Source organism: Micromonospora sp. M71_S20 (assembly GCF_003664255.1).
Lineage (GTDB): Bacteria > Actinomycetota > Actinomycetes > Mycobacteriales > Micromonosporaceae > Micromonospora.
Window position 1 is genome coordinate 4671482 of the sequence record NZ_RCCV01000001.1, and the last position, 14374, is coordinate 4685855.

The window sequence follows — 14374 nt, forward strand, 5'->3', positions numbered from 1 at the left end:
CCTCTTTCCGTGAGCCAGTTACCGGTGCCCGGTCGGGACACCGCGTACGTGTGGATCGGTCGGGGCGTCGGCGGTCGGCCGCTCCCGGCCGGGCGGCTGTTGCGGCGGGCGGGTGCCACGCTGCTCGGCCGCGCGGAGGCGGAGATCGTGGTGGAGCACGGCCGCGACGGGCGTCCGCTGGTCGCGGTGTCCGGCGCGGGGGCCCGGGTGGAGCTGCCGGTCAGCGTCAGCCGGGCCGACGGCGTGGTCGCGGTCGCCGCCCGGGCAGCCGGCCCCGTGGGAGTCGACGTGGAGTGGTGCCGCCCGCTGCCCGCGCTGGCGCTGGCCGGGCGTTGGTTCGCGCCGGCCGAGGCGGCATGGCTGGCCGGGCGCGGCGCCGACGGACGGGCGCGGGACTTCCTGCGGCTGTGGACGGCGAAGGAGGCCGTGGGCAAGGCGCTCGGGACGGGGCTGCGCGACGGCGGTCTGCGGCGGCTCATGCCGGTGCCCGAAGACCCCGACGGGGCGCTGTGGCCGGTGCCCGACTCCCCCGACGGCACGCTGCGCCCGCTGCCCGAGGCCGGCGACGGCGGGCTGCGGCAACCGTCCGGGGCCGGGCGGCTGCGCGTCGGGCATCCCCGGGTGGGCGGGGGCCTGGTCCTGGCGGTCGCGGTGGCCGCCGGCGAGGCGGGGCCGGTCCACGTCGTGCCGATCGGGGCGGTGCCGGTCGGCACGGACGGATCGGACGGGGCGGCCGGATCGGTCGGGGCGGCCGGATCGGTCGGGGCGGCGCGGGGCGGCGCTCACGTGGCGGCCGCCCGCAGCGCGTCGGCCGAGCGGACCAGCTTGCCGGTGGTGGTACGGGGCAGCTGATCCACCAGACGCAGGGTGCGGGGGCGCTTGTAGCCGGCCAACCGCTCGGCGATCAGCTTGTCGAGCACCTCCTCCGACAGCGGCCCGTCCGGCTGCACGTAGGCGGTGATCCCGCCGTCGAAGACGACCACGGCGGCGGCGACGCCGGGCAGCTCGGCGACCGTCGCCTCCACCTCGGTCAGGTCGACCTTCAGGCCGCCGACGGAGACCTGCGAGTCGAGCCGCCCGCGGACGGTGACCAGGCCGGTGTCCGGGTCCACCGCGCCGGCGTCGCGGGTGCGCAGCCAGCCGTCGGCCCAGCGGGTGGGGTCGCTCAGCCCGACGTACGGTGACGCGGGGCAGCTCACCCACAGCTCGCCGTCGACCTCGCGGACCTCGATGCCGGGCGCCGGGGCGACCGACGGGCGGTGCCGGCCGTGCAGGTCGGTGCCGATGACGCCGACCTCGGTCATCCCGTACATGTTGCCCAGCGGTACGCCGTACCGGTCGGTGAAGGCGCGGGCGACGGCGGCCGGCACCAGCTCACCGCCGGTGGTCATCCGCCTGAACTGCGGCAGGGGACCGGCGGGGCGGGTGGAGGCGAGAAGTCCGATGTGGAACGGGACGCCGAGCACGGTGGCCGGCGAGTCGGCGGCGGCGATCGCGGCCAGCACCGCGTCGCCGGCGAGCCGCTCCGGCGGCACCAGCTCGACGCCGGCGTGCAGGCCGTAGAGCAGGCCACCGACGAGGCCGAGCACGTGCACCATCGAGGGCAGCAGGATGATCCGCTCGCCGGGCAGCGCCACGCCGTCGACGCGGGTGTAGCGGCGCACCTCGGCGACCAGGTCTTCGGCGGTACGACCGATCACCTTGGACGGTCCGGTGGAGCCGGAGCTGAGCTGGATCACCGCGTGCCCGCTGACCGCCGGGCGGTCGGCGTAAGCGGTGACGCCCTCGGTGACGTCGACGAAGACCCGCAGCCCGCCGCCGCCGGTGCGGACCGGGGCCACGACCACCTGCGGGGTGAGCCGCGCGAGCGCCCGGTCGACCTCGTGGTCGGTGAGCCGGTGGTCGAGCAGGATCGCCTGCGCCCCGCTGCGCCAGGTGGCCAGCAGGTTCACCACGTACGCCAGCGAGGGCGGCATCCGCAGCGCGGCGGCGCCCCCGGGGCGCAGTCCGGCGGCGCCGAGGCGGGCCTGCGCGTCGGTCACCAGCCGCCGCAGGGTGCCCCGGTCGACCGGTTCGGGCAGTCGGAGACAAATGTCGGTCGAACGGCCTTCGAGCAGAATATCGTCAACCCAGATCGGGTCTGTCGCCGCAGGATTTCCCCTGGTCACTACCGTTCACCGCCCAGCCTCAACAAGGGCTAAACCGCCCATAAGGTGCGCCTGTCGGGGTGCTGCGGGGAACCTTACGACGCCGTCCGGACACATAGCTAGATGCGAATGGCTAGATCAGAAAGGGCGGCCGGCCGGATTGCCCACGACCGGTTCGGCGGGCAGGATCGGGCGCGTACGGCGGCTCAGGGTGACCGCCGGATGACCCATCGTGCGTACGGCGCGAGACGCCCACCGGACGGCCGATGGTGCTCTTCGAGGGGGATCGTGGAGAGGGGTCAGGGTGCCGGTGGGAGGACGACGCGGGCGGTGCGCCGCTCCCCGTCCATCGCGCGCATCGCCCGGGCCAGGGTGCCTGCGTGCAGCTCGGTCTCGCCGCGCTCGCGCATCAGCTCTGCCACGGCCTCGATCGCCCGCGCCTGCGCCGCCAGGGCCTGGGCGGCGAACACGCAACCGAGCGGGTCGAAGTGCCCGCTGTCGCGGGCCGGGTTGAGCCGGGCAACCAGGTCGACAACACGCAGGTACCGCTCGACGAGTTCCTGCTCGGCCCGGGTCAGGGCGGGCAGGTCACGTTCGCTCATCCCCGCAGCCTGCCACCGCCCCCGGCGCCCGGCAGCCCCACCGCGGTGCCGGCGCGCCGCCCCGCGACGCCCGGACAGGCGGGATCAGGCCGGGGACGTGGCGGGGGTCTGGGCGTGGATGTGGAAGCGCAGCGACCGGGCGTCGGTGAAGCACTCCCGCATCGGCCGCACCAGGTCCCGGTGCTCCGGGCTGCGTTCCCACGCCTCGAAGTCGGCCAGGCTCGCCCACTCGCTGGTGATCAGCCACTGCTCCGGGTCGGTCGACGACCGGCAGACCTGGTCGACGAGGTGCCCCGCAACGCCCCCGGCCACCAGGTGCCGGACCGCCTCGTACGCGGCCAGGAACGCCTCCGTACGCTCGCGCGGCACCCGCACCAGGAACACCACCCGCGCCCGCTGCCCACCCGCGTCGGCTCCCCGCTGCGCCCCGACCCGGGATCCGACGGGTGTCGTACCGGTGACCTGCTCGCTCACGGCGTCACTCTCCTCTGCGGCGCGGCCCCGCGCAGGACCAGCGCGCTGTTGAAACCGTCGAAGCCGCGGGCGCAGACCAGCGCCAGCCGGCTGCGCGGTCGCCGGTGCTCCCGCAGGAAGTCCAGCTCGCAGCCCTCGGCCACCTCGTCCGGCCCGGCGGAGGCCGGCAGCGTGTCGTGGCCGAACGCGAGCAGCGCGGTGGCCACGTCCAGCGCCGAGCCGCCCTGGTGTGCGCGGCCGGTCAGCGGCTTCTGGGTGCTCACCGGGGGCGGCCGGTCGCCGAAGACGGCGCGCAGCGCCGTGGCCTCGCTGCGGTCGTAGCGGGGCACGCCGAGCGCGTCGGGCAGCACCACGTCGACCGTCTCCGCCCCGACGCCGGCCCGGTCCAGGGCCAGCCGCATGGCGCGGGCGTACTGCCCGGGGTCGCCCGCCGTGTCCGGTCCGGTGTGGACGGCGTCGTGGGTGGCGCCCCAACCGGTCACCTCGCCGTACACGCGGGCGCCCCGCGACAGCGCGTGGCCCAGCTCCTCCACCACGAACACCGCGCCGCCCTCGGCGGGCAGGTAGCCGCTGGCGGCGGCGTCGAACGGCCGGTAGGCCCGCTCCGGGTCGGCGGAGTCGCTGAGCAGGCCGGAGCGCAGTTGGCAGGCCAGGGCGTACGGGCTCAGCGGGCACTCGGTCGCCCCGGCGATCACCACCGGCGTGCCCCGGCGCACCGCCCGCGCGGCGTGCGCCAGACTGTCCAGTCCGCCGGCGGCCTCGGCGACCAGGACCCCGCACGGGCCCTTGAACTGGTGGTGGATGGAGAGCTGGCCGACGCTGGCCGCGTAGAACCAGGCGATCGACTGGTACGCCCCGACGGTGCGCGACGGCCCGCCCCAGAGCCGTTGCAGCTCCCGCTGCCCGAACAGGTTCCCGCCGGAGGAACTGGCCAGCGCCACGGCGTAGCCGTACGGGTCGGGGGCCCGCTCGGGCAGGCCGGCGTCGGCCAGCGCCAGCCGGGTGGCGGCGAAGCCGAGGTGCGTCCACCGGTCGGTCTGCACCAGCCGGCGGTTGTCGGCGTACGCGGCGGCGTCGAAGCCGGGCACCTCCCCGCCGTGGCGGGTGGGGTAGCCGGCGGGGTCGAACAGGGTGATCGGTCCGGTGCGGCGGGTGCCGGCGAGCACCGTACGCCAGTGCGCGTCCACGCCGATCCCGCTGGGCGCGACGACGCCGATGCCGGTCACCACGGCCCGCGCAGTCACGGCAGCACCCGCCCCGACAGCCGGCGGAACACCATCGCCGACTGGAAACCGCCGAACCCGCTGCCCACCGAGAGCGCCACGTCGACCGGCAGCTCCCGCGCCTCGTTCGGGACGTAGTCCAGGTCGCACTCCGGGTCGCGGGTGCTCCAGTTGGCCGTCGGCGGCACCACGCCGAACTCCACGGCCAGCGCGCACGCGGCCATCTCGATCGAGCCGATCGCGCCGAGCGAGTGCCCGACCATCGACTTGATCGAGCTGATCGGCACCCGGTACGCGGCCTGACCCAGCGCCCGCTTGAACGCGGCGGTCTCGTGCCGGTCGTTCTGCCGGGTGCCCGAGCCGTGGGCGCTGATGTAGGAGACCTGCTCGGGGGCGATGCGGCCCTGCTTCAGCGCGGCCGAGATGGCCAGCCCCATCTCCAGCCCGTCAGGCCGCAGCCCCGTCATGTGGTAGCCGTTGCTGCGGCTGGCGTAGCCGGCCACCTCGCAGTAGACGTGCGCCCCGCGGCGCCGGGCGTGCCCGGCCTCCTCCAGCACCAGCACCGCCGCCCCCTCGGCGAGGACGAAGCCGTGCCGGTCGGCGTCGAACGGGCGGGAGGCGTGCGCCGCGTCGTCGTTGTCCGGGCTGGTCGCCTTGATCGCGTCGAAGGAGGCGACGGTGACCGGGGAGATCGGCGAGTCGGCGGCCCCGGCCAGCACGATGTCGGCCTCGCCGTCGGCGATGAGCTGGTGGGCGTACCCGATCGCGTCGATGCCGGAGGTGCAGCCGGTGGAGACCACCTGCGCGGGGCCGTGCAGCCCGTGCCGGCACGCCACGTCGGCGGCGAGGCTGCTGGGCACGAGCGCCTGGTAGAGGTACGGGCCGCCGCGCCCGGCGTCGACCAGCCACCGGTTGCCGGCGTCGCTGACCGTGACGTACTCCTGCTCCAGGGCCGTGGTGCCGCCGACGGCGGTGCCGAGCACCACGCCGGTGCGGTCCCGCTCAGCGTCGGTCAGCTCCAGGCCGGAGTCGGTGACGGCCTCGGCGGCGCAGGCGAGGGCGAATTGCACGTACCGGTCGGCGCGTTGCCGCTCGGCCGCGGTGAGGCCGGCGGCGACCGGGTCGAAGTCGCACTCGGCGGCGATCTGGGAGCGGAACGGCGACGGGTCGAAGAAGGTGATCCGCCGGGTCGCCGTACGCCCCTCGGTGATGGTCTTCCAGAACCGGTCCCGGCTGGCGCCGCCGGGGGCGACCACCCCGACGCCGGTCACCACCGTGCGGCGCCCGCTCACGGCGTCACCTCGGTTCGTGACTGCGGGGCTCGCAACCCCGGCTCACTCCTCACGCTCACGGCGACACCTCGGTTCGCGACTGCGGGGCTCGCAACCCCGGCTCACTCCTCACGCTCACGGCGACACCTCGGTTCGCGACTGCGGGGCTCGCAACCCCGGCTCACTCCTCACGCTCACGATCCGCCTCGCTGTTCGACCAGCTCGGTGTCGACGTGGCCGAGTTCGGGTCGGGGCGCCAGCGGTCCGAGGTGGAAGACCACCTCGGCCGGCTCGTCGCCGGTGTTGCGCAGCCGGTGCCGGACGTTGCGCGGCACGAACAGCGCCTCTCCGGCGGCCAGCGGCACCGGCTCGTCGTCCAGGTCGACGGTGATCGCGCCCCGGGACACGTAGAGAAACTCCTCGCTGTAGGGGTGGTAGTGCTCGGCGATCCGCTCCCCCGGGCGCAGCGTCGCCACCCCCATGAAACCCGAGGTGCTGCCGACGGTCTTCGGGCCGAGCAGCACCCGCAGCTCGCCGCCGCGGCGGCCGTCGGGCGCGACGTCGGCGGCGGCGACCAGCCGCAGGGTCCGCTCACTCATCGCCGGCTCCCGTCGCCCGGTCGGCCCCGGCCAGCCGCTCGAGCTTCTCCTTGATGACGGCGAGCTGCACCGCGCTGTTGGCGTTGATCCGGTCGGTCATGCCCGCGTCGTCCACCGGCGCGGTGGGCTTCATCGCGAAGTCCTGCACCCAGGTCATCCGGGTCCCGCCGGGCTCCTCGTCGTAGAACCAGTGGATGCGCATGTACTCGAACGGCCCGGTCTCCACCCGCCGGGCGTCGACCTGCCGGGTGACCGGGTCGGCGGTGCGTTCGCTGACCCAGCTCCACACCGTGCCGTTCTCGTCGGGGTGCATGGTGAGCCGGAACCGCACCGTGTCGCCGTCGCGGTGCAGGATCTCCGCCCGGGCGTACTCGGTGAACAGCTGCGGCCAGTTGGCGACGTCGTTGGTGACGTCCCACACCAGCGGCAGCGGCGCGGCGATGAGGACGCTGTTCTCGGTGTGCCCGGGCGTCCCGGCGCGGCGGCCGACCAGCTCGGCCACGCCCGCGATGCTGAGCTGCCCGGCCTGTTCGGGGATCTGCACCCGCCACCGGTCGGCGACCACGGCGGAGAGTTCGAGCAGCGCCAGCGAGTCCATGCCGAGTTCCTCCAGGGACGCGGCCGGGGCGCGGGCGGCGGCCTCGGCGTCCAGCCCGCAGTTGGCCACCAGGATGTCGGTGATCTCGGCGGTCAGCGGACGGCCATGGGTGACGGTCATCAGAGCCTCCTGTGGTGTGCGTCGGGCGGGCCGGCGAGCAACTGCTCGACCAGGCCGGTGGTGTAGCGGCCCTTGCGGAACCCGGCGTCGTCGAGCACCCGCCGGACGAACGGGATGGTGGTGTGGACCCCGGGGCCGGCGATGTCGAACTCGTCGAGGGCGCGTTCCAGCCGGTTGAGCGCGAGCTCCCGGTCCGGCGCCCAGACCGCCACCTTGGCCAGCAGGGAGTCGTAGTGCGGGCCGAACAGGTAGCCGGTGTAGCCGTGCGTGTCGACCCGGGTGAACGGGCCGCCGGGCGGGAGGAAACGCTCCAGCCGGCCGGGCGTCGGCGCGAAGCCGCGGTCCGGGTCCTCCACGTTGACCCGGCACTCGATGGCGACCCCGTGCGACCGGACGTCCTCCTGCCGCCAGCGCAGCGGCACCCCGGCGGCGATGTGCAGCTGCTCGTGCACCAGGTCGATCCCGGTGATCATCTCGGTGACGGGGTGCTCGACCTGGATCCGACAGTTGATCTCCAGGAAGTGGAACCGTTCGTCGGGGTCGACGAGGAACTCCACGGTGCCGGCGCCGGTGAAGCCGGCGTGCAGGGCACCGCGCAGGGCGCACTCCGCGATGGCCTCTGCGGTGCCGGCCGACAGTGCCGGGGCCGGGGCCTCCTCCACCAGCTTCTGGTGCCGACGCTGCACCGAACAGTCCCGGGTGCCCAGGTGCACGCCGTTGCCGTGGGAGTCGCACAGCAGTTGCACCTCGACGTGCCGGGCACCGGTCAGGTACCGCTCCACGTAGACCCGGTCGTCGCCGAAGGCGGCCTGGGCGGCGGCCCGGGTCCGCGCGTACGCCCGGGGCAGCTCCGCCGGGGTGGCGACCACCGTCATGCCCCGGCCCCCGCCGCCGGCCGCCGCCTTGACGATCACCGGGTAGCCCACCTCGGCGGCGACCTCCGCCGCCGCGGCGGCGGTGGGCACCGGCGCGACGCTGCCCGGCGGCAGGGGCAGCCCGGCCCGGCGCATCAGCGCCCGCGCCGAGGACTTGTCGGCCAGCACGGACATCACCTCCGGCGGCGGGCCGATGAAGACCAGGCCGTTGTCGGCGCAGATCTCGGCGAAGTCGGCGTCCTCGGAGAGGAACCCGTAGCCGGGGTGCACCGCCTGCGCGCCCACCTGCCGGGCCGCCTCCACGATCGCCGCGGCGTTGAGGTAGCTGCGCCGGCTGGCCGGCGGCCCGATCCGCACGGCCTGGTCGGCCAGGCGCACGGCGGCGGAGTCGGCGTCCGCGGTGGAGTAGACCACCGCCGTACGCACCCCCAGCTCGCGGCAGGCACGCAGCACCCGCACGGCGATCTCCCCCCGGTTGGCGATCAGCACCTTCTCGAACATCGCGGCCCGTCCCCTCAGACCGGATCCAGCGCGACCAGCGGCTGGTCGTACTCGACCGGCTGGCCGTCGGCGGCGAGGACCTCGACGACCCGGCCACCCCGGTCGGCGGTCACCTCGTTCATCAGCTTCATCGCCTCGACGATGCCGACGACCTGCCCGGCACGGACCAGGTCGCCGACTGCCACGAAGGGCGCGGCGCCCGGCTCCGGCGCGCGGTAGAACGTGCCGACGATGGGCGAGCGCACGGCGTAGCGGGCCGGCGATGGCGCGACGGGCGGCGGGGGCCCCGGGGGCACCACGGCGGGCGCGGCGCCGGCGGGGGCGTCGTGCCACTCCACCTCCAGCACCGTGTCCCCGTTGCGCAGCCGCACCCGCCGCAGCGGGCCGGCGAGCTCGGCGACGAGGTGCCGGGCGTGCCGCCGCAGCCCGGCCAGCACGGCGTCCACCCCGTGCCCCGCCTCCGCCGCCACGCCGGAGGCCGCCGCCACGTCCCGCGCCGCATGCCCGCCGGACGCCGGCTCCGCGTCCCGCGCCGGCTGCCCGGCGGGTGCGGGGTGCGCGTCAGGTGCGGGGTGCGCGTCGGGGGCGGCCCGCGTGCCGGGCGTCGGCCGCGCGGCGGTCGTCGTCTCCGTGCCGGGCGTCGGCCGCGCGGCGGTCGTCGCCTCCGTGCCGGGCGCCGACGGCGGGGCGTCGACCGGGATGCCGCCGGCGCTCACCGGGCACCCGCCCGGGCACCGAGGCGGGCGGCGCCGAAGCGCCGGAAGCGCTGCCGCCGGCGGCGGACCAGCGTGGCGGGCGGCACGTCGAGCAGCGGCAGCAGGTGCGCCAGCACCGCCTCGCGCAGCGCCCGGGCGGCGGCCTGCGGATCGTGATGGGCGGCCGGGGCCGGCTCGGGGACGAGGTCGTCGACGATCCCGAGCCGGCACAGGTCGGGGGCGGTCAGCCGCAGCGCGCGGGCCGCCTGCGGCGCGGCGCCCCGGTCCGGCCAGAGGATCGCCGCGCAGCCCTCCGGGCTGATCACGGAGTAGACGGCGTGCTGGAGCATGAGCACCCGGTCGGCCACCGCGAGAGCCAGCGCACCACCGCTGCCGCCCTCGCCGGTGATCACGGCGACGACGGGGGTGGGCAGCACGGTCAGGGCGAGGATGTTCTCCGCGATGGCCGCCGCCTGGCCCTGCTCCTCGGCCCGCACGCCGGGATCCGCCCCGGGGGTGTCGACGAGGGTGACCACCGGCAGGCCGAGGCGGGCGGCGAGGCGCATCAGCCGCAGCGCCTTGCGGTGCCCCGCCGGGCTGGCCATGCCGAAGTTGCGCCCGACCAGCTCGGCGGTGGTGTGTCCCTTCTGGTGCCCGATGACCATGACCGGCCGCCCGTCGAGCCGGGCCAGCCCGCCCACCACGGCCGGGCAGTCCGCGCCGAGCCGGTCGCCGTGCAGCTCGACGAAGCCGTCGAACGCCGTCTCCAGGTAGTCCAGCGTGGTCGGACGGCCCGGGTGCCGGGCCAGCCGTACCGTCTCCCAGGCGTCGCCGCCCGGGCCCGGCGCCGTCGTGGCGGCGGCCCCGCCGGCCGGCCGCGCCACCAGCGGCGACGGCTCCTGCCGGGGTACGCCGGCACGCGACGCCGGCCGCCGCCCGGCCCGCGCGGCGGCGAGCAGCGCCACCAGCCGCCCCCGCAGGGCGTGCCGGGGCACCACCATGTCGACCTGGCCGTGCCGGAGCAGGAAGTCGGCGGTCTGGAAGCCCTCCGGCAGGTCCCGGCCGGTGACCTGCCGGATCACCCGGGGGCCGGCGAAGCCCATCCGCGCCCCGCTCTCGGCGAGCACCACGTCGGTGTTGGTGGCGAACGAGGCGGCCACGCCCCCGTACGTCGGGTCGGTGAGCACGCTGACGGTGAGCAGGCCGGCCTCCCGCAGCGCGGCGATCGCCTGGCTGACCGTGGCCATCTGCATCAGCGACAGGGCGCCCTCCTGCATCCGCGCCCCGCCGGAGGCGGTGACCAGGACCAGCGGGACCCCGTCGGCCAGGGCCCGCTCGGCCGCCAGGGTGATCAGCTCCCCCACGACACAGCCCAGGCTGCCGCCGAGGAACCGGAAGTCCATCACGGCGAGCACGCACGGATGCCGCCCCACGGCGGCGGTGCCGCAGACGACCGCCTCGGCCAGACCCGTGCCGGCCCGCGCCGCGGTGAGCCGGTGCGGGTACGGCAGCAGGTCGACGAAGCCGATCGGGTCGACCTCGGCCGGCCGCTCCGGCAGGGCGGTGAACGACCCCGGGTCGACGAGTTGGCGCAGCCGCTCGGGCGCGTCGACCCGGGCGTGCGCCCCGCACTCGGGGCAGACGTCGAGGTTGCGCCGCAGCCGCTTGCGGTACAGCAGGGTGGCGCAGCCGCCGCAGCGGGACCAGAGCTGTCCCTCGCGGGGCGCGGTGGCGGTCACGACGACCGCCCGACGGGCGCGGCGTCGAAGCGGTAGAAGCAGCGGGCCATCGCGTCGCGCGGCTCCCGCCACGTGGGCAGGTACGGCGACACGTACGGCCGCAGCCGGGCGCTCACCCTGGCGAACTCGGGGTGTCCCCGGGCCGCCTCGACCGCTCCCCCGCCCGGCGTCTCCGTCTCCAGCAGGTGCACGTACAGGTCACCCAGCCGGTAGAGCGACCGGTGCCGGACACCGACCAGGCGCGGCAGTTCGGTCGCGTCGGACTCGGCGAAGATCTCGGCGACGCGCGCCTCGGCGCTCGGCACCACCTTCGCGACGATCAGCGAACGGTCCATGGACGGGCCTCCCTCCACGGCATCCGGCGTCGGTGACGACGGCACCGGCCGAGCCGGACGACTGGCGACACGATCCGGTCCCGGGCGTCACGGCGGCGTCACCGGCGACCGCCGAGCGGCGACGCAGCTTCCGTGACGCTGCGTTGACGCCACCTGTGTATCCGCCGTGCACCACCGATCATCCGACGTGGACTATCCGCAGTTAGGAAGGGTTCTCGTGGGACGCCGACAGGCAAGCGCGATCCCGTACAGGATATTGACCGAGAGTGACCACAATTGATAATCTTCGTCACGGTCAGCCCGGCGGCCGCGGTGCGCGACGCCGTGCCGCGGCGGAGCGACCCGACAGTGGGGTCATGGGCAGCCGCGCCGGGGACAGCAGACGAGTCGGGACGTGCGTTCCGCAGGGGGTGCCGCCGTGGCCGCTGATCGATCGACGCCGACCACCGATTGCCGTGCCGACGCCGAGATCTCCCTGCACCTGCTCGGCGGGTTCCGGCTGCTGCACGGCGACGCGCCGGTCGTGGTGCCGCGCGGCCTGCAACGCGTCATCGCGCTGATCGGGCTGCGCCCCGGCGCCACCCGCAGCAACCTGGCCGGCCTGCTCTGGCCGGACGCGCCGGAGGACCGCGCGCTGTCGTCCCTGCGGACCGCGCTGTGGCGGCTGCGCCAGGATCCCTGCTGCCCGATCACCACCTCCGGCGACACGGTCTCCCTCGGCCCGGTCGTCCGGGTCGACGTCGACGCGCTCGTCGGCACCGCGGCGCGGGTACGCGAGGGCGACGACCCGTGCGCCGCCGCCGCGCTCGCCGCCGGCCGGCACGACCTGCTCCCCGGCTGGTACGACGACTGGGTGCTGGCCGACCGGGAGCGGCTGCGCCAACTGCGCCTGCACATGCTGGAGGAACTGGCCGGCCAGCACCTGTCGGCGGGCCGCCACGGCGCAGCCCTGGAAGCCGCGTTGGAGGCGATGGCCGCCGAACCCCTGCGCGAGACGCCGCACCGGCTGGTGGTCCGCATCCACCTCGCCGAGGGCAACGCCTTCGAGGCCGTGCACGCCTTCTACGTCTACCGCGACCTGCTGCTGCGGGAACTGCGGCTGGAGCCCTCGGCGGCGATGACCGCCCTGCTCGACGACACCCTCGCACCGATCCGCGAGGCCACCCGCACGGCCCCGGCCGGGCCCCGCCAGGCGCCGTCCACCCGGATCGCGCCCCACGCGCGCTGAGGCGGCGTCACCGGCACGGCGGGGCGAGTGACGGACAGGTGACAGTCGTCGGGGCACGGTGGGCCGCACAGCAGTCCGTGGTCTCCGACGTGCTCGCGGAGCGCCACCGACGAGAGGGGTCCCATGAGCCGTCTTCTGATCGTCAGCAGGATCATCCCGGGCGCGGAGGGACGGGTGGCGCAGATCTTCGCCGAGTCCGACGCGACCGAACTGCCCGCCCTCACCGGGGTCCGGCACCGGTCCCTGTACTGCCTGCACGACCTGTGCGTACACCTGATGGAGACCGCCGACGTGGCCCCGGACGCGTTGGCCGACGCCCGCAACCACCCGCTCTACCGCCAGGTCAACGAGCGGCTGTCCGCGCACACCACGCCGTACCTGCCGACCTGGCGCTCGCCGCGCGACGCGATCGCGGGCTGCTTCTACCGGTGGGACGCCGCCGACGCGGCGGCGTCGTCGCAGCCGGCCGGCTGAACGGGGCGGTCGCCATGTCCTCCAGACCACCCCACGTCCTGATCGTCGGGGCCGGCACGGGCGGGCTGTGCCTGGCGCACGGCCTGCGCCGGGCCGGGATCAGCGTCGCCGTCTACGAGCGGTACCGCACCCGCGGCGAAGGGCTGCTCGGCTACCGGGTCGGCATCGGGCCGACCGGCAGCCGCGCGCTGCGCGAGTGCCTGCCGCCCGCCCTGTTCGACGTCTACCTCGCCACCTGCGCCCGCTCCCCCCGCTACTTCAACGTCATCACCCAGGGCATGCGGCGCACGGCCTCGTTCACGCTCCGGCCGGACACCGACCCGGTGGACACCGAACGGTCCGTCGCCCGGATGACCCTGCGCCAGGTCCTGCTCACGGGCATGGAGGACGTCGTCCACTTCGACAAGGCCTTCACCCGGTACGACCAACGCGACGACGGCACCGTGACCGCGCACTTCGCCGACGGCAGCACCGCCACCGGTGACCTGCTCGTCGCCGCGGACGGCACGCACTCGGCGGTACGCCGCCAGTACCTGCCGCACGCGGTCACCCGCGACGCCGGCACCACCAACATCGCCACCCGGATCCCGCTGACCCCGCACACCCGGGGGCTGCTGCCCGAGCGGATCGAACAGGGCATCTCGCTGATCTTCGGCACCGGCGGGATGATGGGCGTGCTGCACGTGATGGAGTTCAAGTGGGACCGCGACGGCGCGCTCAAACCCGGCGTCGATCCCGCCGACGCCGAGCTGCTGCGCGGCTGGCCGGGGCTGCGCCACGACAACACCCGCGACAACATCAACCTGGTCGTCTGGAGCACGGCCCGCCGGTTCCCGCCCGACGTCATGCAGCTGCGCGGCGAGGACCTGGTCCTGCTCGCCCTGCGGCTCACCCGCAACTGGCACCCCAATCTGCGCGAACTGCTCGCCCGCAGCGACCCGGGCAGCGCCCTGCCCATCAAGGTGGCCACCAGCGAGCCGGTGCCGCCCTGGAAGAGCAGCACCGTCACCCTGCTCGGCGACGCCATCCACACGATGACGCCGGGACGCGGGGTGGGCGCCAACACGGCCCTACGCGACGCCGCCCTGCTCTGCCGCCAACTGCGGCTGGCCGCCACCGGCGACAAGACGCTGCTCCAGGCGGTGGCCGACTACGAGGCCGCGATGGTGCCGTACGGGTTCGCCCGGGTCGCCGACTCGCTCAACCGCAGCGGCACCAGTGGGGACGACCGGATGTACAAGCCGGTCGTCGGCCGGCTCGCGCTGCTCGGCGCGCGGGGCTACTTCGGCGTCACCAGCCGGGTACCCCGCCTGGCGCGCCGGTTCGTCGACGACTTCTACAGCTACCGGGGCGAGGAGGACTGACCGTCCGACCGGGACCCCGGCGCCGCCAGTGGGCGCCGGGGTTCCCGCGTACCCGCCTGACCGCGCACGGACGTGGGGACGGCGACCCTCCGTCGCCCCGACGGACACCGCCCGTCGCGACCCGTTGCG

General features: G+C 75.4%; 15 protein-coding genes. 4 read left to right on the forward strand and 11 right to left on the reverse strand.

What is annotated here, in order from left to right:
• The first annotated feature begins 9 nt into the window (after positions 1-9).
• Entirely contained in the window at positions 10-852 is an 843-nt protein-coding gene (locus tag DER29_RS20060) for a 4'-phosphopantetheinyl transferase superfamily protein (RefSeq protein ID WP_121398731.1), read from the forward strand.
• Here DER29_RS20060 and DER29_RS20065 read toward each other — a convergent pair.
• The 11 genes from DER29_RS20065 to DER29_RS20115 all read right to left on the reverse strand — a co-directional run bounded on the left by DER29_RS20065 (position 783) and on the right by DER29_RS20115 (position 11179).
• Positions 783-2168 (reverse strand): class I adenylate-forming enzyme family protein, encoded by a 1386-nt coding sequence (locus DER29_RS20065; RefSeq protein ID WP_121398732.1) that lies wholly within the window; start codon positions 2166-2168, stop codon positions 783-785. The two genes, DER29_RS20060 and DER29_RS20065, sit on opposite strands and share 70 nt — an antisense overlap.
• A 278-nt stretch (positions 2169-2446) precedes the next feature.
• Entirely contained in the window at positions 2447-2749 is a 303-nt protein-coding gene (locus tag DER29_RS20070; protein WP_121398733.1) for a hypothetical protein, read from the reverse strand.
• An 84-nt stretch (positions 2750-2833) separates the two neighbouring features.
• The gene (locus DER29_RS20075; RefSeq protein ID WP_121399356.1) at positions 2834-3136 is read right to left on the reverse strand and encodes an antibiotic biosynthesis monooxygenase; all 303 of its coding nucleotides are present in this window, start codon (positions 3134-3136) and stop codon (positions 2834-2836) included.
• 83 nt (positions 3137-3219) lie between these two features.
• Complete coding sequence (locus DER29_RS20080; protein WP_121398734.1) at positions 3220-4467, reverse strand: beta-ketoacyl synthase N-terminal-like domain-containing protein; 1248 nt, start codon at positions 4465-4467, stop codon at positions 3220-3222.
• The gene (locus tag DER29_RS20085) at positions 4464-5738 is read right to left on the reverse strand and encodes a beta-ketoacyl synthase (protein ID WP_121398735.1); all 1275 of its coding nucleotides are present in this window, start codon (positions 5736-5738) and stop codon (positions 4464-4466) included. Before DER29_RS20085 ends, DER29_RS20080 begins: the two co-directional genes overlap by 4 nt.
• Positions 5739-5911: 173 nt before the next feature.
• Positions 5912-6316 carry a cupin domain-containing protein gene (locus DER29_RS20090; RefSeq protein ID WP_121398736.1) on the reverse strand — a complete coding sequence of 135 codons (405 nt, stop codon included), beginning with the start codon at positions 6314-6316 and terminating at the stop codon, positions 5912-5914.
• Positions 6309-7034: an SRPBCC family protein gene (locus DER29_RS20095; protein WP_121398737.1), complete on the reverse strand. Its 726-nt coding sequence runs from the start codon at positions 7032-7034 to the stop codon at positions 6309-6311. Before DER29_RS20095 ends, DER29_RS20090 begins: the two co-directional genes overlap by 8 nt.
• Positions 7034-8410 carry an acetyl/propionyl/methylcrotonyl-CoA carboxylase subunit alpha gene (locus tag DER29_RS20100; protein WP_121398738.1) on the reverse strand — a complete coding sequence of 459 codons (1377 nt, stop codon included), beginning with the start codon at positions 8408-8410 and terminating at the stop codon, positions 7034-7036. The genes DER29_RS20095 and DER29_RS20100 overlap by 1 nt, the downstream gene beginning before the upstream one ends.
• A gap of 14 nt (positions 8411-8424) precedes the next feature.
• Positions 8425-9126: an acetyl-CoA carboxylase biotin carboxyl carrier protein subunit gene (locus DER29_RS36320; protein WP_370040208.1), complete on the reverse strand. Its 702-nt coding sequence runs from the start codon at positions 9124-9126 to the stop codon at positions 8425-8427.
• Positions 9123-10844 (reverse strand): acetyl-CoA carboxylase carboxyltransferase subunit alpha, encoded by a 1722-nt coding sequence (locus tag DER29_RS20110; RefSeq protein ID WP_121398739.1) that lies wholly within the window; start codon positions 10842-10844, stop codon positions 9123-9125. The genes DER29_RS36320 and DER29_RS20110 overlap by 4 nt, the downstream gene beginning before the upstream one ends.
• Entirely contained in the window at positions 10841-11179 is a 339-nt protein-coding gene (locus tag DER29_RS20115) for a TcmI family type II polyketide cyclase (protein ID WP_121398740.1), read from the reverse strand. Before DER29_RS20115 ends, DER29_RS20110 begins: the two co-directional genes overlap by 4 nt.
• A 418-nt stretch (positions 11180-11597) precedes the next feature.
• Here DER29_RS20115 and DER29_RS20120 point away from each other — a divergent pair, with 418 nt between their 5' ends.
• The 3 genes from DER29_RS20120 (at position 11598) to DER29_RS20130 (ending at position 14245) form a co-directional block, all read left to right on the forward strand.
• Positions 11598-12407, forward strand: a complete 810-nt coding sequence (locus tag DER29_RS20120) for a BTAD domain-containing putative transcriptional regulator (RefSeq protein WP_121398741.1) — start codon at positions 11598-11600, stop codon at positions 12405-12407.
• A 123-nt stretch (positions 12408-12530) separates the two neighbouring features.
• Positions 12531-12881, forward strand: a complete 351-nt coding sequence (locus DER29_RS20125; RefSeq protein ID WP_121398742.1) for a TcmI family type II polyketide cyclase — start codon at positions 12531-12533, stop codon at positions 12879-12881.
• A 14-nt stretch (positions 12882-12895) separates the two neighbouring features.
• The gene (locus DER29_RS20130; protein WP_121399358.1) at positions 12896-14245 is read left to right on the forward strand and encodes an NAD(P)/FAD-dependent oxidoreductase; all 1350 of its coding nucleotides are present in this window, start codon (positions 12896-12898) and stop codon (positions 14243-14245) included.
• The last annotated feature ends 129 nt before the right edge of the window (positions 14246-14374 follow it).

What these genes read in the sequence shown, in the direction of transcription:
- DER29_RS20070 (WP_121398733.1), bottom strand. Translation starts at nt 2,749, where the DNA reads ATGAGCGAACGTGACCTGCCCGCCCTGACCCGGGCCGAGCAGGAACTC.
- DER29_RS20090 (WP_121398736.1), bottom strand. Translation starts at nt 6,316, where the DNA reads ATGAGTGAGCGGACCCTGCGGCTGGTCGCCGCCGCCGACGTCGCGCCC.
- DER29_RS20095 (WP_121398737.1), bottom strand. Translation starts at nt 7,034, where the DNA reads ATGACCGTCACCCATGGCCGTCCGCTGACCGCCGAGATCACCGACATC.
- DER29_RS20100 (WP_121398738.1), bottom strand. Translation starts at nt 8,410, where the DNA reads ATGTTCGAGAAGGTGCTGATCGCCAACCGGGGGGAGATCGCCGTGCGG.
- DER29_RS20115 (WP_121398740.1), bottom strand. Translation starts at nt 11,179, where the DNA reads ATGGACCGTTCGCTGATCGTCGCGAAGGTGGTGCCGAGCGCCGAGGCG.
- DER29_RS20125 (WP_121398742.1), top strand. Translation starts at nt 12,531, where the DNA reads ATGAGCCGTCTTCTGATCGTCAGCAGGATCATCCCGGGCGCGGAGGGA.
- DER29_RS20130 (WP_121399358.1), top strand. Translation starts at nt 12,896, where the DNA reads ATGTCCTCCAGACCACCCCACGTCCTGATCGTCGGGGCCGGCACGGGC.